Below are 16,896 nucleotides of genomic sequence, written 5' to 3'. Positions count from 1 at the left end.
GCGGTGTGAGGCTGAGGCCCCGCGAGGCGCTCGCACGGTGCTGAGACGTCAGGGGCGGTTGACCTGGGGGAATGGTCAACCGCCCCTGACCGTGAGGGACTTGGAACCTGCTCCCTTCGGCCGGCCGTCGTGCCCTCACCCGTTCTCGCTGTTCCCGTCGCTCTCCAGGGCTGTCGCCAGGTGTTCGCTAAGGCTGCTTCCAGGTGTCGAGGGCCGTGCTGAAGACCTTTTCCTTCTCGGAGTCCCAGAGGCGGTGCCTGGCTTCGAAGTAGATCGTGTACTCGGTGCCCTCGTCGTCGATGTACGCCTGCTGGACGACGTGCATCGTCTCGCCGGAGTCCGGCGTGTAGACGAACTCCCAGCGCGCGCCCGCGTGTCCCTGGAACGTGACGTGCTGAAGGCTGATCCGCTCGTAGCCGTTGGTCCCCTGCATCGCCTTCTCCATCTCCAGGAAGTTGATGAAAGAGGCTCTCGGTGCGCTGGGCAACTCGCTGACGTGGAGGTACTCGTCACCGGTCGGCGGCAGATAGCCGATCTGGTTGGGGCTCAGTTCCCTGCGCTCCCAACCGTCCATCACGGCAAGGGAGAAGCCCTTCTCGTCGACGACGGTGTGGAATCCGTCCGGCAGGCCGTCACCGGGGGTTTCCTTGGGAGGCTTGGGCTTCGGGGGTGTGCTGGTGGCCGGCTTGCTGGTGGTGGGGCTGGGCGACTCGGTCTTTTTCTTCTTGGGCTTCGGCGACGGGGCGTCGGACGTCACCGAAGGCTCGGGGGAGGCCCCCGTGTCGACCATCTTGTACTGAGAGACCTGATTGTCCGCCGCGCGGTTGTCCCGGGCGTCCTCGCGGTTCATCAGAATCCCGGAGGACGTGCCCGCTCCGACCAGGAGAGCCATGACGCCCAGGGTGATACCCAGCCGGACATAGTTCGTCCTGGTGCGGAATTTGAACGGTGGTGGCGGCGGTGGCGCCGTGAGTGGATACAGGGCGCGGTCGCATCCCGCGCAAGCGTCGGCCGTGGCCGGCGATCTGGTGCCGCAGTGCGGGCATGTGGTCAGCATGAGCAGCTCCCGTGCTCCGAGCGTTCCCGATGGTCCCCTTAACCCGGTGCCTGACTGACGGTACTGCGGCGGCCACAATTTGCCCCCGGGGCGGATGCACTTTTAGCACACACGTACAGAGCCTGAGCAGGGCAACTTCCGTACATGCGGGGGTATTCGGTGGCAATCGCGGCGACCGCGCGAGGGGTTCGCCCGGGGACTGTGAGGGGGCGGACGGCACGGCAGCCGGCCCGGGCCCGCCCTTCTCTCCCCGGCTGCGCACGGCCCCCCGCCGCCCTTCCGGGGTCACCGGGGTCCAGGACCCGCGGGCCGCCCCTGAGCGGAGGACGGGGACGGGGAGGACGGGGGAGCGCGGGGACGCGGAGGACGGGGAGGACGCGGGCAACAAGGGGACGGCGCCGCACAGCCGCAGCCGCACCGCACGGCAGGAGCCCCTGCCGGCAAGTCCGGCAGGGGCTCCTTGGGTGTTACGACTCAGGTCACTGAGGGGTGACGTTCTCCGCCTGCGGCCCCTTCGGACCCTGGGTCACGTCGAAGCTCACGAGCTGGTTCTCCTCCAGGGAGCGGAAGCCAGTCGCGTTGATCGCGGAGTAGTGGACGAAGACATCGGGACCGCCGCCGTCCTGGGCGATGAAGCCAAAGCCCTTTTCAGCGTTGAACCACTTGACGGTTCCGGTAGCCATAAGCCCTCCTTGGGCCTATAAGGGTCGCCCTGCTCCCAGAACCCCGCTAAGAAGTCTCTGAAAACGACGAGAGCCCGCGGTCACATGCTCCGCAGGCTCTGTACTGCAAGGAAACCAAACTGCAACTTGCTGCGAGCCTAGCACGGTGCCGCGTGGCGCGGAAGGGCGGACGATCTCGGCCGTGCGCTGCGGCGTTTCCCCCGCGCCCGCCTGCTGGGGGTCGGGCCCGTGCCCCCGGGCCGGGGCTGTGCGGGCCCGTCCCGGGCTGCGGCGTACGCTCCGGAGTGTGACTGAGTTCCCGACTGTTGCCAGATCCCGCCCGCGTGTGGGGCACATCCAGTTCCTCAACTGCCTCCCGCTGTACTGGGGCCTTGTTCACACCGGCTCCCTGCTCGATCTGGACCTCACCAGAGACACCCCCGAAAAGCTGAGCGACCAGCTGGTGAACGGGGATCTGGACATCGGCCCCGTCACACTCGTCGAATTCCTCAGGAACGCCGATCAGCTCGTCGCGCTTCCGGACATCGCGGTGGGCTGCGACGGTCCGGTGATGTCGTGCGAGATCGTCTCGCGGGTGCCGCTGGAGCGGCTGGACGGAGCGAAGGTCGCGCTGGGCTCCACCTCGCGCACGTCCGTACGGCTGGCCCGGCTGCTGCTCTCCGAGCGCTTCGGTGTGCGGCCCGACTACTTCACGTGCGAGCCGGACCTGGAGCGGATGATGGGCGAGGCCGACGCCGCCGTCGTCATCGGCGACCTGGGGCTCCGCGCGTATCTGCGCAACCTTCCGGAGCCCGGCCTCGAGGTCCACGACCTGGGGCAGCTGTGGAAGGAATGGACGGGCCTGCCGTTCGTCATGGCGGTGTGGGCCGTTCGCCGGGACTACCTCGCGAGGCACCCGGAGACGGTGGAGGAGGTCCACCGCGGCTTCCTCTCCTCCCGCGACCTGGCGCTGGAGGAGGTCGCCAAGGTCGCCGAGCACGCCGCGCGCTGGGAGGTCTTCGAACCACCGGTGCTGGAGCGGTACTTCACCACCCTCGATTTCCGCCTCGCGGACCGGCAGCTGCAGGGCGTCGCCGAGTTCGTGCGCCGCACCGCCGCCACCGGCGACTATCCCGCGGACGTGCGCGTCGACCTGCTGCACGAGCCGGCCGGGCGCTGAGGCCCGGGGGCGCTGGCCGAAGCCGCCACACGCCCCTGGCGTACGCTGGCCTGGCAAAGGAATGCCGCCAGCCACCCCCGGAGGGACGCCCCGGTGCCCGAAACCGCCGACCGTCAGGCCGTTCTCGACCGCGCCGCCGAGGGCGGCCGTATCACCCCCGAGGAAGCGCTCGACCTCTACCGATCGGCGCCGCTGCACGCCCTGGGCGCGGCGGCCGACGCCGCCCGGCGCAAGCGCTACGCGGGCACCGAGCACATCGCGACGTACATCATCGAGCGGAACATCAACTACACCAACTCGTGTGTGACCGCTTGCAAGTTCTGCGCCTTCTACGCCTCGCCGAAGAGCGACGACGTCTGGACGCGCGACCTCGACGACATCCTGCGCCGCTGCGCCGAGACGGTCGAACTGGGCGGCACCCAGATCATGTTCCAGGGCGGCCACCACCCGGACTACGGGGTGGAGTACTACGAGGAGCACTTCGCCGCCATCAAGGAGCGCTTCCCGCAGCTCGTGATCCACTCGCTCGGCGCCTCCGAGGTGGAGCACATGGCGAAGATCTCCGGCGTCACCCCGGAGGAGGCGATCCGCCGCATCAGCGCCGCGGGCCTCGACTCCTTCGCGGGCGCCGGAGCCGAGCTGCTTCCGGCGCGGGCGCGCAAGGCCATCGCGCCGCTGAAGGAGTCGGGCGAGCGGTGGCTGGAGATCATGGAGACCGCCCACAACCTCGGCGTGGAGTCGACCTCGACGATGCTGATGGGCACCGGCGAGACCAACGCCGAGCGGATCGAGCACCTGCGGATGATCCGCGACGTGCAGGACCGCACGGGAGGCTTCCGCGCCTTCATCCCGTACACGTACCAGCCGGAGAACAACCACCTGAAGGGCCGGACGCAGGCCACGCTCTTCGAGTACCTGCGGATGATCGCCGTCGCGCGGCTCTTCTTCGACAACGTGGCGCACATCCAGGGCTCCTGGCTCACGACGGGCAAGGAGGTCGGTCAGCTCTCCCTGCACTACGGCGCCGACGACCTCGGCTCGGTGATGCTGGAGGAGAACGTGGTCTCCTCCGCGGGCGCCAGGCACCGCTCGAACCGGATGGAGCTGCTCGAACTGATCCGTTCCGCGGACCGGGTCCCCGCGCAGCGCAGCACGACGTACGAGCATCTGGTCGTCCACGAGGACCCGGCGGACGACCCCTCCGACGACCGCGTCGTCTCCCACTTCTCCTCGACGGCGATCGAGGGCGGCAGCGCGCATCCCGAACTCAACCTGATCGAGGCGAAGTAGTCCCCGCCGGAGCGGTCCCCGGCCGCCGCTGCGCGCCCCCGGCGGCGCGTGGCCGTGCGGTACGGGCCACAATGGGGACGTGACCCGCGCATCCCTGGACAAGCAGCCGCACGAAGTCGCCGCGATGTTCGACGACGTCGCCGCGCGGTACGACATCACCAACGACGTGCTCTCCCTCGGGCAGACACGGCTGTGGCGGCGGGCCGTCGCCGGTGCCGTCGACGCGCGGCCGGGTGAGCGCGTGCTGGACCTGGCCGCCGGGACGGGCACCTCGTCGCAGCCGTTCGCGGCGGCGGGCGCGTACACGGTGCCCTGCGACTTCAGCCTCGGGATGCTGAAGGAGGGCAAGAAGCGGCTCCCCTGGATGCCGTTCACCGCCGGCGACGCGACCCGACTGCCCTTCCGCGACGGCGTGTTCGACGCCGTGACGATCTCCTTCGGGCTGCGCAACGTGCACGACACCGACGGCGCCCTGCGGGAGCTGCACCGCGTCACCGCCCCGGGCGGCCGCGTGGTCATCTGCGAGTTCAGCCACCCCACCTGGGCGCCGTTCCGCACCGTCTACAGCGAGTACCTGATGCGGGCCCTGCCTCCGGTGGCCAGGGCCGTCTCCTCCAGCCCCGACGCGTACGTCTATCTCGCCGAGTCGATCCGCGCCTGGCCCGACCAGCCCGCGCTCGCGCGCCAACTCCAGCAGGCGGGCTGGGAGAAGGTGGCCTGGAGGGATCTGACGGGCGGTGTGGTGGCCCTGCACCGCGGCGTACGTCCCTAGGAGCGCCCGTCAGGGCCACCTGACGCTCCTGCCCGCCGGGTGCACGCAGGGGCGGGCGCACGGCGGCGCGGCGCGGAGTCCCGCACTACGGCCTTCGCAGTGAGCTGTCCAGGGACTTCATCAGGTGTGCGACGCGGCTCCTTCCCGTGGGGGCGAGGGGGTAGCGGCCGAGGACGTCGATGAGGACGGGCGTGGCGCGCTGCCGGGCTCGCCGGATCACCGCGTCCCCCACGGCGGGGTCGTCGCCGGCGTGCAACTCGGCTGCCCGCGCCGCGCTTGCGGCCGCCCGCAGGATGTGGCCGACCTGGGTCGCTTTCGCAAGAGGATGCAGGTACGCAGCGGCCGCCGCGTCGCCCGCAGCACGCGCGGCATGGACGGCGGCTTCGCCGGTGGCGTCTCTCGCCGAACGGTGCGCGTCCAGCGAGGCGACGCGCTGAAGCCTTGTCCGTGGAGCGCCGTTCGCGAAGGTCCATGCGGCCTCGACGGCGGCGCGGGGCCGCGCGTCCTCGGGTTGAGCGTCCTCGTAGAGGTGGAGGACTTCCTGCGCGCTCGCGGCTGCGTAGCGGGCCACGGCCCGCAGTTCGTCCATCGTCAGCTCGAAGTCGCCCGGTCCGGTCGGCACGTGCGACATTCTTGCCGGTGTGCCGGTGTGCCGGTGTGCCGGTGTGCCGGTGTGCCGGGGCCGCTGCCGGGGCCGGAGCCGGGGCCACACAGTGCCGGCGGGGCGGAAGCGCCGGTGAGGTGTCCGTGCGGCGCCGGCGGGGAGCCCGTTCGAAGGGGCGTGCAGGACGTCCCGGCACGGCCTCATAGACTGCGACTGCCCAGTACCCAGCCTTTGCGGGAGTCCTTGTGACTGACACCGTCACCTCCGAGCGGACCGCCGATGTGATCGTCGTAGGTGCCGGCCCCGCCGGGGCCACCACCGCCTACCATCTGGCCCGCAGCGGCCTGGACGTGCTGCTCCTCGAGAAGACCGCCTTCCCCCGGGAGAAGGTGTGCGGCGACGGCCTCACGCCGCGGGCCGCGAAGCAGCTCGTCGCCATGGGCATCGACATCTCCGAGGAGGCCGGCTGGCTGCGCAACAAGGGTCTGCGCATCATCGGCGGCGGACAGCGCCTCGAACTCGACTGGCCGGAGCTGGCCACCTACCCCGACTACGGACTCGTGCGCAAGCGGGACGACTTCGACGAGCAGCTCGCCCGGCAGGCCGAGAAGGCCGGCGCCCGCATGTACGAGCGCTGCAACGTGGGCGAGCCGATCCTGGACTCCGCGGGCCGCATCACCGGTGTCCACGCCAAGCTGGGCGAGGAGAAGACCCCGGTCACCTTCCACGCGCCCCTCGTCGTCGCCGCGGACGGCAACTCCACGCGCCTCTCCCTCAAGATGGGCCTGCACAGGCGCGAGGACCGTCCGATGGGCGTCGCCGTCCGCACGTACTTCACCTCGCCGCGCCACGACGACGACTACCTGGAGTCCTGGCTGGAGCTGTGGGACCGGCGCGGGGCCCAGGACCGCCTGCTGCCCGGCTACGGCTGGGTGTTCGGCATGGGCGACGGCACGAGCAACGTCGGCCTCGGCGTCCTCAACACCTCGGAGGACTTCAAGGAGCTGGACTGGCGGGAGATCCTCAAGGCGTGGACGGCGTCCATGCCGGAGGAGTGGGGCTACACCCCGGAGAACATGACGGGCCCCATCCGCGGTGCCGCGCTCCCCATGGCCTTCAACCGGCAGCCGCACTACACGCGCGGTCTGCTGCTCGTCGGCGACGCGGGCGGCCTGGTGAACCCGTTCAACGGCGAAGGCATCGCGTACGCCATGGAGTCGGGCGTCATCGCCGCGGAGACGATCGTCCAGGCGCACGCGCGTGCCACGCCCGCGCAGCGCGAACTGGCCCTGCGCCGCTACCCGAAGATCCTCAAGGAGACCTACGGGGGCTACTACACGCTGGGCCGCGCGTTCGTGAAGCTGATCGGCAACCCGAAGGTGATGAAGGTGGCCACCGAACGCGGCCTCTCCCATCCGCTGCTGATGCGCTTCGCGCTGAAGATGCTGGCGAATCTGACGGACCCGTCGGGCGGCGACGCGATGGACCGGGTCATCAACGGCCTCAGCAAGGTCGCTCCGCGCGCGTAGCGCGACCGCTGCGGCCCTCCCGCGGCGGTCCGGCGCCCCCGCGCCCCCGGGGCCGCCTCCGTCCGGTGCCGGGCGCGTACGGGGCGCCGAGAGCCGAATCAGGCTGCCGGGCCCGCGGAGGCGCCCCGTCCTCGCCGCCCGGCAGGTCGTCCGACCGGGGCACGACGAACACGCAGCCGTGCGTCCGCACGCCGGGCACACCGTGTGGACGCGCTCCGGACATACCGGGCCGACGCACGAAGAAGGGGCCCGCCTCAACGGGCGGGCCCCTTCTTCGTGCCGTGTGGGACGGGGAGTTGTCAGAGCAGGCGGACGGCCCCTGTGGGCGGGTCGTAGTCCAGGGGCTTCTCGACGACGCCCGTGGAGGAGTTCTGCGCGCCGATGAACTTGCCGTCGCCGACGTAGACGCCCACGTGGTACGCGCTGCCGGCGCCGCCCCAGTAGAGGAGGTCGCCCTTCTGCAGCGAGTCCAGGGAGACGGAGGTGCCCTCGGTGGACTGCGCCTGTGAGGTGCGCGGCAGGCTGACACCGAGCTGCTTGAAGGCGACCTGGGTCAGACCGGAGCAGTCGTAGGAGGAAGGCCCGCTGGCGCCCAGCACATAGGACTTGCCGACCTGGGCCTTGAGGAAGCTGATGAGTCCGGCGACGTTGCCGCTGGGGGCCGAGAGTGCGGTGCGCTCGGTGCTGCGCGAAGCGCGTTCCTCGGCGGCCTTCTTGCGCGCGGCCTCCGCCTTGCGTTCGGCGGCCTGCTTGGCCTTGTGCGCGGTGGTCTGTGCGCTCTTGGCCGCCTTGGTCTCGGCCTGAGTCACCTCGCGCTGGAGGGCGTTGGTCTTGAGCGAGTCGGCTGCCCTGGTGGTGGACCCCTCTACGGAGTGGCTGACCAGAGCCATCTCGGCGGTGTCGGCGGCCTTGTCGTGCTTCTCGGCTGCCGAGGAGGCCGGCGAAATCGCCGTGGTCAGGGCGACCGTGCCCATGACGCCGCCCGTCGCACCCGCACGCAGCGCCTTGTTCAAGCCGCTGGTCGTGCGCGGTTTGCGGTGTCTGGGTATGTGAGCGTTCCGGGACATGAGGCATGGATAGCAGGGCCGGGATGATCCGTTCAAAGAAGGTGCGATGCGCCACAGTGAGTCCGTATTCGCCCAGTTGGGAACGAGTTGATCTTCAAAGGTCTCGGTCCGGTCACGACGGGACGCCCAACTACGGGCCCGTGACCACGCAGTTGTCCGGATTGCGCGCATTGATCTGGCGCATATCACCTCTTGTGCCCGCCGCGCAAAGGTGGCAGGAGCTGCCAGCCGAGCCTGTGGTGCAGGTCACATCGCCACCGTCAATTCTGTTCATGAATGGGCGATTGAACCCCTGTCATGCCTTTTGGGTGTCGAGGAGGTGGTGTGTGGAGCGTGAAGAAAGCGGCCGGACCGGGGGCTTTGTTCCGGTGTTCACAAGCGGTCCGCCGACGGAATCCCGCCGAGGGGTGCCGGCCGGACCGGGGAGTGCCTTCCGGGCGCCGCCCGGAGGTCTCGCTCACGCTGCGCAGGGGTCTCTTTCGTGTATCGGTCCTGCCGGTCCGGGCGTTGTCGGGACGGATCCGCCGGCTGTGCCCGCAGCCCGGCGACGGGGCGTGTGCGCTGCCCGTTCGGCCGCTTTCCCGGCCGTGCGGCGAAGGGCTGCGCGGGCCCTCGCACTTGGAGATCCACACCCCCTCTGACGTGCGGTTTCGGCCCCGGGTGGTGGAGATCACAAACTCCTGACGGGACCCCGTGTCGCAGATCACAGGGCCCGGGCATAGGATGCCTCCCGCAGGGGCTTGTGAACTGCCTCACATAGAAGCGATCTTCGTGGGGGCAGGACATTCGCCCGGCGGACAGCCGGCAGTCAGCGTCGACGGTCCCACTGGGCCCACCGGTCCGGGAGGGTCCCAGGGTCGACTGGAAGGAGCGGGGAGCGGTGAACGCCTACACGCCAATCCTTGTACTGGGAGCCATCGCGGCGGCCTTCGCGATCTTCTCGGTGGTCGCGGCATCGGTCATCGGCCCCAAGCGCTACAACAGGGCCAAGCTGGAGGCGTACGAGTGCGGCATCGAGCCGACTCCGCAGCCGGCCGGCGGCGGGCGATTCCCGGTCAAGTACTACCTGACGGCGATGCTCTTCATCGTCTTCGACATCGAAATCGTCTTTCTCTACCCGTGGGCGGTCCACTTCGACTCCCTCGGGATCTTCGGCCTTGCCGAAATGCTGGTCTTCGTCGCCCTCATCGGCGTCGCGTACGCCTACGACTGGCGGCGCGGCGGCCTGGAATGGGATTAGGGGCAGGTACTCAATGGGACTCGAAGAGAAGCTGCCGAGCGGCTTCCTGCTGACCACCGTCGAGCAGGCCGCGGGCTGGGTGCGCAAGTCGTCCATGTTCCCGGCGACCTTCGGACTCGCCTGCTGTGCCATCGAGATGATGACGACGGGCGCCGGGCGGTACGACCTCGCACGGTTCGGCATGGAGGTCTTCCGCGGGTCGCCGCGCCAGGCCGACCTGATGATCGTGGCCGGGCGCGTCAGCCAGAAGATGGCCCCGGTGCTGCGGCAGGTCTACGACCAGATGCCGAACCCCAAGTGGGTCATCTCCATGGGCGTCTGCGCCTCGTCGGGCGGGATGTTCAACAACTACGCGATCGTGCAGGGCGTCGACCACATCGTTCCGGTCGACATCTACCTGCCCGGCTGCCCGCCGCGGCCCGAGATGCTCCTGGACTCGATCCTCAAGCTGCACGAGCACGTGCAGGGCGAGAAGCTCGGCGTCAACCGCGAACAGGCCGCCCGTGAGGCGGAGGAGGCGGCGCGCAAGGCGCTCCCGACGATCGAGATGAAGGGGCTCCTTCGTTGACTGGTGAGAACAACAACGACAGCGACGTGAACGGGGAGAACGCGAACGGCTCCGTGCCCGCGCCCCGTCAGGACGCCGGCGAGGTCATCGGAGTCCGCCGCGGCATGTTCGGCGCCAGCACCGGTGGCGACACCTCGGGTTACGGCGGACTGGTCCGTACGATCCGGCTGCCCGGCGCGAGCACCCGCCCCTACGGGGGCCCACGCGGCGAAGAGGGGTACGGGCCACGCGGCGGAACCGCATACGGATCCTTCGACGAGATCGCGGACGAACTCGAAGGCGCCCTGGAGGAGCAGGGACTGGCCCCCGGCGAGGCGATCGAGAAGACCGTCGTCGACCGCGGCGAGCTCACCTTCCACATCGCGCGCGAGCACCTGGTCCAGGTCGTACGGACGCTGCGCGACGACCCGGCGCTGCGCTTCGAGCTGTGCACCGGGGTCACCGGCGTGCACTTCCCCGGCGACAAGGGCCGCGAGCTGCACGCCGTCAACCACCTGCGCTCGATCACTCACAACCGGGTGATCCGGATCGAGGTCAGCGCACCGGACAGCGACCCGCACATCCCCTCGATCGTCGAGGTCTATCCGACCAACGACTGGCACGAGCGCGAGACGTACGACTTCTTCGGCATCGTCTTCGACGGCCACCCCGCGCTGACGCGGATCATGATGCCCGACGACTGGCAGGGCCACCCGCAGCGCAAGGACTACCCGCTCGGCGGCATCCCCGTCGAGTACAAGGGCGCCCAGATCCCGGCTCCCGACCAGCGGAGGTCGTACAGCTGATGAGCACGCCAACATCTGCCCACGCACCCGCGGGCATCCGCGAGACCACCGAGGGCACCGTCTACGACGTCACCGGAGGCGACTGGGACGAGGTCGCAGCCGCTGCCGCCAGGAGTGACGACGAGCGGATCATCGTCAACATGGGCCCGCAGCACCCCTCCACGCACGGCGTGCTGCGGCTGATCCTGGAGATCGACGGCGAGACCGTCACCGAGGCCCGCTGCGGCATCGGCTACCTGCACACCGGCATCGAGAAGAACCTCGAGTACCGGACGTGGACGCAGGGCACGACGTTCGTGACGCGCATGGACTACCTCACGCCGTTCTTCAACGAGACGGCGTACTGCATGGCGGTCGAGAAGCTGCTCGGCATCGAGGACGACGTCCCGGACCGCGCCAACGTCATCCGCGTCCTGCTGATGGAGCTGAACCGTCTCTCCTCGCACCTGGTGGCCATCGCCACCGGCGGCATGGAGCTGGGCGCCACGACCGTCATGATCTTCGGCTTCCGCGACCGCGAACTGGTCCTGGACCTGTTCGAGTTGATCACCGGTCTGCGGATGAACCACGCGTACGTCCGCCCCGGCGGACTCTCGCAGGACCTTCCGCCCGGCACGGTCGACGCGCTGCGCGAATTCCTGAAGAAGATGAAGAAGAACCTGCCCGAGTACGACGCGCTGTGCTCCGGCAACCCCGTCTTCAAGGCCCGCCTCCAGGACGTCGGCTACCTCGACCTGGCCGGATGCATGGCGCTCGGTGCCACCGGCCCGATCCTGCGCTCCGCCGGACTCCCGCACGACCTGCGCAAGTCGCAGCCGTACTGCGGCTACGAGACGTACGACTTCGAGGTGCCGACGGTCGACACCTGCGACTCCTACGGGCGTTTCCTGCTGCGCCTGGAGGAGATGCGCCAGTCGCTGCGCATCATCGAGCAGTGCATCGACCGCCTGGAGCCCGGGCCGGTCATGGTCGGCGACAAGAAGATCGCCTGGCCCGCGCAGCTCGCGCTCGGCCCGGACGGTCTCGGCAACTCCCTGGACCACATCAGGAACATCATGGGCACCTCCATGGAAGCCCTGATCCACCACTTCAAGCTCGTCACCGAGGGATTCCGCGTCCCGCCGGGGCAGGCGTACGCGGCGGTGGAGTCCCCGAAGGGCGAACTCGGCGTGCACGCCGTGAGCGACGGCGGCACCCGCCCGTACCGCGTGCACTTCCGCGACCCCTCCTTCACCAACCTCGAAGCCATGGCGGCGATGTGCGAAGGCGGCCAGGTCGCCGACGTCATCGTGGCCGTGGCGTCCATCGACCCCGTGATGGGAGGCGTCGACCGATGACCACCGCGCCCGACCGGGGCAACAGCCCCGAAGCACCGATGCTCGGCATCCCCGCGATGCCGGCGCCGGACTATCCGGCCGACGTGCGCGAGCGGCTGGAGCCGGACGCGCGGGAGATCATCGCCCGCTATCCCGACAGCCGTTCGGCGCTGCTGCCCCTGCTGCACCTCGTGCAGTCCGAGGAGGGCCACGTCACGCCCACCGGGCAGCGCTTCTGCGCCGAGATGCTGGACCTGACGACGGCGGAGGTGAACGCCGTCGCGACGTTCTACTCCATGTACCGGCGCAAGCCCTCCGGCGACTACCAGGTCGGCGTGTGCACCAACACGCTGTGCGCGGTGATGGGCGGCGACGCCATCTTCGACGACCTCAAGCAGCACCTGGGCGTCGGCAACAACGAGACCACCGAGGACGGCAAGGTCACGCTGGAGCACATCGAGTGCAACGCGGCCTGCGACTACGCGCCCGTCGTCATGGTCAACTGGGAGTTCTTCGACAACCAGACGCCCGAGTCCGCGCGGCGCATCGTCGACGACCTGCGCGCCGGACGCGAGGTCACCCCCACCCGCGGTGCCCCGATGTGCACCTTCAAGGAGACGGCGCGCATCCTCGCCGGTTTCCCCGACCAGCGCCCCGGCGCCGTCGAGGCCACCGGCGGCGGAGGCGCACCGTCCATCGCGGGGCTGCGGCTGTCCAGGGGCGAGGCGCCCGAGGGCAGGCGCGCACACCCGCGGGGCCCGGCCGGTCCCGCGGACCAGCCCATGCCGCGCCCCGGCGAAGAGGCGCCCGCGACCCACCCCAGTTCGCACGACATGCCCCAGCCGACGGCCGCGTCCGACCCGGCCAGCGACTCCGGCCCGGTGCGGCCGGAGTCGGGGGAGGAGAGCGAGTGATGGCGACCGAATCCCCGGAGAACCTGCTCACCCCGGTCCTCTCCGCGCACTGGGACGCCCCCGAGGCGTGGACGCTGGAGACGTACAAGCGCCGCCACGACGGATACGAGGGTCTGAAGAAGGCTCTCGCCATGCCGCCGGACGACGTGATCGCCTACGTGAAGGACGCCGGTCTGCGCGGCCGCGGCGGCGCGGGCTTCCCCACGGGCATGAAGTGGCAGTTCATCCCGCAGGGCGACGACAAGCCGCACTACCTCGTGGTCAACGCCGACGAGTCGGAGCCGGGCACCTGCAAGGACATCCCGCTGATGTTCGCCAACCCGCACTCCCTCATCGAGGGCATCATCATCGCCTGCCACGCGATCCGCTCCTCCCACGCGTTCATCTATCTGCGCGGCGAGGTCGTCCCCGTACTGCGGCGGCTGCACCTGGCCGTCCGCGAGGCGTACGAGGCGGGCCTCCTCGGCAGGAACGCGCTCGGCGAGGGCAAGCACCTCGAACTCACCGTGCACGCCGGGGCCGGCGCGTACATCTGCGGTGAGGAGACGGCGCTGCTGGACTCCCTGGAGGGGCGTCGCGGGCAGCCCAGGCTGCGGCCGCCGTTCCCGGCCGTCGCCGGTCTCTACGCGTGCCCGACCGTCGTGAACAACGTCGAGTCGATCGCCTCGGTGCCCGCCCTGATGAACAAGGGCAAGGAGTGGTTCCGCTCCATGGGCAGCGAGAAGTCCCCGGGCTTCACGCTCTACTCGCTCAGCGGCCACGTGGCGGGCCCCGGCCAGTACGAGGCGCCGCTCGGCATCACGCTCCGCCAGCTGCTGGAGATGAGCGGCGGCATGCGTCCCGGCCACCGGCTGAAGTTCTGGACGCCCGGCGGCTCCTCGACGCCGCTCCTCACCGACGAGCACCTCGATGTGCCGCTGGACTACGAGGGCGTGGGTGCCGCCGGCTCCATGCTCGGCACCAAGGCGCTCCAGTGCTTCGACGAGACGACCTGCGTCGTGCGGGCCGTCACGCGCTGGACCGAGTTCTACGCCCACGAGTCCTGCGGAAAGTGCACGCCCTGCCGCGAAGGCACGTACTGGCTCGTCCAGTTGCTGCGCGACTTCGAGGCCGGCAAGGCCACCAAGGCCGACATCGACAAGATCGACGACATCCAGGACAACATCAACGGCAAGTCGTTCTGCGCACTGGGCGACGGCGCGGCCTCCCCGATCTACTCGTCGCTGAAGTACTTCCGGGAGGAGTACGAGCAGCACATCGAGGAGGGCGGCTGCCCCTTCGACCCGGCCAGGTCGGTCATCTGGGCCGACGACCACCACCACAGCGCTCACCCGGAGGTGAAGGCGTGACAGTCACCACAGACGCGAAGACCTCCTCGGGGGGCGAGGGACGTCCGCCTGGAGACGCCGAGAACATGGTTTCGCTCACCATCGACGGCGCCGAGATCTCCGTGCCCAAGGGCACCCTGGTCATCCGTGCCGCCGAGCAGCTCGGCATCGAGATCCCGCGCTTCTGCGACCACCCGCTCCTCGACCCCGTCGGCGCCTGCCGGCAGTGCATCGTCGAGGTCGAGGGCCAGCGCAAGCCGATGGCGTCCTGCACGATCACCTGCACCGACGGCATGGTCGTCAAGACGCAGCTGTCGTCGCCGGTCGCCGAGAAGGCGCAGCGCGGCGTGATGGAGCTGCTGCTCATCAACCACCCGCTGGACTGCCCCGTCTGCGACAAGGGCGGCGAGTGCCCCCTGCAGAACCAGGCGATGTCCACGGGGTCGGCCGACTCCCGCTTCGAGGGCGCCAAGCGCACCTTCGCAAAGCCGGTGCCGATCTCCGACCAGGTGCTGCTGGACCGCGAGCGCTGCGTCCTGTGCGCGCGCTGCACCCGCTTCTCCAACCAGATCGCCGGCGACCCGATGATCGAGATGCTGGAGCGCGGCGCTCTCCAGCAGATCGGCACGGGCGAGGGCGAACCCTTCCAGTCGTACTTCTCCGGCAACACGATCCAGATCTGCCCCGTCGGCGCCCTGACTTCGGCGGCGTACCGCTTCCGTTCGCGCCCGTTCGACCTGGTCTCCTCGCCGTCCGTGTGCGAGCACTGCTCGGGCGGCTGCGCGACGCGCACGGACCACAGGCGAGGCAAGGTCATGCGGCGCATGGCCGGTCACGACCCGGAGGTCAACGAGGAGTGGATCTGCGACAAGGGCCGCTTCGCGTTCCGCTACGCGCAGCGCCCCGACCGCCTCACCACGCCGCTGGTGCGCGGCGAGGACGGTGAACTGGCCCCGGCGAGCTGGCCGGAGGCGCTGGAGGCCGCCGCCCGCGGACTGGCCGGTGCGCGTGGACGAGCGGGTGTGCTGACCGGTGGCCGCGTCACCGTCGAGGACGCCTACGCCTACGCGAAGTTCGCCCGTCTCGCCCTGGGCACGAACGACATCGATTTCCGCGCACGCGTCCACTCCCGCGAGGAGGCCGAGTTCCTGGCCTCCCACGTCGCCGGGCACGGACGCGATCTGGACGGCGCGGGCATCACCAACAGCGCGCTGGAGGCGGCACCGGCCGTGCTGCTCGTCGGCTTCGAGGCCGAGGAGGAGGCGCCCGGCGTCTTCCTGCGGCTGCGCAAGGCCATGCGCAAGCACGGCCAGCGCACCTTCTCCCTCGCCTCGTACGCGACCCGCGGTCTGGAGAAGGCCGGCGGCACGCTGCTGCCGGCCGCCCCCGGCACCGAGACCGAGTGGCTGGACGCCCTGTCCGGACGGGTCGGCCTCGACGAGGCCGGCGAGGGAGCGGCCGACGCGCTGCGCGCCGAGGGCTCGCTGATCATCGTCGGCGAGCGGCTGGCGGCGGTGCCCGGCGCCCTGACCGCGGCGGTGCGCACGAGTGCCGCGACCGGCGCCCGGCTGGTGTGGATCCCGCGCCGCGCCGGGGAGCGCGGCGCCATCGAGGCGGGTGCGCTGCCGACGCTGCTTCCCGGTGCCCGTCCCGCCTCCGACGCCCGCGCCCGCGACGAGGTCGCGCGCGCCTGGGGCCTGGCCGAACTGCCCTCGGGCGCCGGCCGGGACACGGCGGGCATCATCGATGCCGCGGTGGACGGGGAGCTGGCCGCACTGCTGGTCGGCGGCGTCGAACTCGCCGACCTGCCCGACCCGGCGCGTGCCGCGCAGGCCCTGGACGAGGTGGGCTTCCTCGTCAGCCTGGAGCTGCGTCCCAGTGACGTGACCTCACGGGCGGACGTGGTCCTTCCCGTCTCCGCCGTCGCGGAGAAGTCCGGCACCTTCCTCAACTGGGAAGGCCGGGCACGGCCGTTCGAGGCGTCGCTCAAGGCCGACCAGATGACGCGCCGCCACGTACAGCCCGACGCGCGCGTCCTCCACATGCTCGCGGACGCCCTCGATGTGCACCTGGGCCTGCCGGACGTGAGGACGATCCGCGGCGAGATCGACCGGCTGGGCCAGTGGGACCGGCGGGAGTCGGACTCGCGCGGCGTTCCCGGGCAGTCCGTTCCCGAGGCGCCCCCGGCCGGGTCCTCGGCGGGGTCCTCGACTCCGCAGGCCGGCAAGGGCGAGGCGGTGCTCGCGGGGCACCGGCTGCTGCTCGACCAGGGCCGGCTCCAGGACGGCGACGAGGCGCTGGCCGGCACCAGGCACCCGGCCCGCGCGCGGCTCTCCAGGGCCACCGCGGCCGAGGCGGGCGTCGCCGACGGAGGGATGCTGGCGGTCTCCGGTCCGCTGGGCAGCGTCCGGCTCCCGCTCGAGATCACGCAGATGCCGGACCGCGTCGTGTGGCTTCCGCTGAACTCGGTGGGCGGCGGCGTACAGGCCGACACCGGTGCCCTCCCGGGCGAGCTGGTCCGCATCGCGCCGGCACCGGCAGCGCGCGATCGCGCCGTGAACGAGGAGGTGGGCGCGTGAGCGCG

The 16,896-nt window shown here is 70.4% G+C and carries 15 protein-coding genes; 11 read left to right on the top strand and 4 right to left on the bottom strand.

Annotation, left to right across the window (positions count from 1 at the left end):
• Positions 1–187: 187 nt before the first annotated feature.
• Together H180DRAFT_RS22865 and H180DRAFT_RS22860 are read right to left on the bottom strand one after the other, a co-directional pair.
• Entirely contained in the window at positions 188–892 is a 705-nt protein-coding gene (locus H180DRAFT_RS22865; RefSeq protein WP_055488013.1) for a hypothetical protein, read from the bottom strand.
• Between the two features lie 644 nt (positions 893–1,536).
• A complete protein-coding gene (locus H180DRAFT_RS22860; protein ID WP_028432886.1) occupies positions 1,537–1,740 on the bottom strand; it encodes a cold-shock protein in 204 nt (67 codons plus the stop codon).
• A gap of 286 nt (positions 1,741–2,026) precedes the next feature.
• Between H180DRAFT_RS22860 and H180DRAFT_RS22855 the strand changes: the two genes are divergently transcribed.
• The 3 genes from H180DRAFT_RS22855 (at position 2,027) to H180DRAFT_RS22845 (ending at position 4,961) form a co-directional block, all read left to right on the top strand.
• A complete protein-coding gene (locus H180DRAFT_RS22855; protein ID WP_055488012.1) occupies positions 2,027–2,899 on the top strand; it encodes a menaquinone biosynthetic enzyme MqnA/MqnD family protein in 873 nt (290 codons plus the stop codon).
• 93 nt (positions 2,900–2,992) lie between these two features.
• Positions 2,993–4,189, top strand: a complete 1,197-nt coding sequence (gene mqnC / locus H180DRAFT_RS22850; RefSeq protein WP_055488011.1) for a cyclic dehypoxanthinyl futalosine synthase — start codon at positions 2,993–2,995, stop codon at positions 4,187–4,189.
• Between the two features lie 79 nt (positions 4,190–4,268).
• Complete coding sequence (locus tag H180DRAFT_RS22845; RefSeq protein WP_055488010.1) at positions 4,269–4,961, top strand: demethylmenaquinone methyltransferase; 693 nt, start codon at positions 4,269–4,271, stop codon at positions 4,959–4,961.
• A gap of 85 nt (positions 4,962–5,046) precedes the next feature.
• Here H180DRAFT_RS22845 and H180DRAFT_RS22840 read toward each other — a convergent pair whose 3' ends face one another.
• Positions 5,047–5,592 carry a putative immunity protein gene (locus H180DRAFT_RS22840; protein ID WP_175437812.1) on the bottom strand — a complete coding sequence of 182 codons (546 nt, stop codon included), beginning with the start codon at positions 5,590–5,592 and terminating at the stop codon, positions 5,047–5,049.
• A gap of 218 nt (positions 5,593–5,810) precedes the next feature.
• Here H180DRAFT_RS22840 and H180DRAFT_RS22835 point away from each other — a divergent pair, with 218 nt between their 5' ends.
• Entirely contained in the window at positions 5,811–7,094 is a 1,284-nt protein-coding gene (locus H180DRAFT_RS22835) for a geranylgeranyl reductase family protein (RefSeq protein WP_055488008.1), read from the top strand.
• Positions 7,095–7,393: 299 nt separating this feature from the next.
• Here the strand turns inward: H180DRAFT_RS22835 and H180DRAFT_RS22830 are convergent, their stop codons facing one another.
• Positions 7,394–8,161 (bottom strand): C40 family peptidase, encoded by a 768-nt coding sequence (locus H180DRAFT_RS22830; protein WP_055488007.1) that lies wholly within the window; start codon positions 8,159–8,161, stop codon positions 7,394–7,396.
• A gap of 880 nt (positions 8,162–9,041) precedes the next feature.
• Here H180DRAFT_RS22830 and H180DRAFT_RS22825 point away from each other — a divergent pair.
• From H180DRAFT_RS22825 to H180DRAFT_RS22795, 7 genes are read left to right on the top strand one after another with little or no spacing between them, the layout of a single operon-like run.
• A complete protein-coding gene (locus H180DRAFT_RS22825; protein WP_055488006.1) occupies positions 9,042–9,401 on the top strand; it encodes an NADH-quinone oxidoreductase subunit A in 360 nt (119 codons plus the stop codon).
• Between the two features lie 13 nt (positions 9,402–9,414).
• Positions 9,415–9,969: a NuoB/complex I 20 kDa subunit family protein gene (locus H180DRAFT_RS22820; RefSeq protein ID WP_055488005.1), complete on the top strand. Its 555-nt coding sequence runs from the start codon at positions 9,415–9,417 to the stop codon at positions 9,967–9,969.
• A complete protein-coding gene (locus tag H180DRAFT_RS22815; RefSeq protein ID WP_055488004.1) occupies positions 9,966–10,754 on the top strand; it encodes an NADH-quinone oxidoreductase subunit C in 789 nt (262 codons plus the stop codon). Before H180DRAFT_RS22820 ends, H180DRAFT_RS22815 begins: the two co-directional genes overlap by 4 nt.
• Entirely contained in the window at positions 10,754–12,091 is a 1,338-nt protein-coding gene (locus H180DRAFT_RS22810; protein WP_055488003.1) for an NADH-quinone oxidoreductase subunit D, read from the top strand. Before H180DRAFT_RS22815 ends, H180DRAFT_RS22810 begins: the two co-directional genes overlap by 1 nt.
• Entirely contained in the window at positions 12,088–12,984 is an 897-nt protein-coding gene (nuoE, locus tag H180DRAFT_RS22805; protein WP_055488002.1) for an NADH-quinone oxidoreductase subunit NuoE, read from the top strand. Before H180DRAFT_RS22810 ends, nuoE begins: the two co-directional genes overlap by 4 nt.
• Positions 12,984–14,333 (top strand): NADH-quinone oxidoreductase subunit NuoF, encoded by a 1,350-nt coding sequence (gene nuoF / locus H180DRAFT_RS22800; protein WP_055488001.1) that lies wholly within the window; start codon positions 12,984–12,986, stop codon positions 14,331–14,333. The genes nuoE and nuoF overlap by 1 nt, the downstream gene beginning before the upstream one ends.
• Positions 14,330–16,891, top strand: coding sequence for an NADH-quinone oxidoreductase subunit G (locus H180DRAFT_RS22795; protein ID WP_055488000.1), 2,562 nt, complete (start codon positions 14,330–14,332; stop codon positions 16,889–16,891). The genes nuoF and H180DRAFT_RS22795 overlap by 4 nt, the downstream gene beginning before the upstream one ends.
• Positions 16,892–16,896 lie beyond the last annotated feature (5 nt).

It is taken from the genome of Streptomyces sp. WMMB 322 (genome assembly GCF_900090145.1).
Lineage (GTDB): Bacteria > Actinomycetota > Actinomycetes > Streptomycetales > Streptomycetaceae > Streptomyces.
The sequence above is the reverse complement of the archived record's forward strand: the minus strand, read 5'-3'. Positions and strand labels throughout refer to the sequence as shown.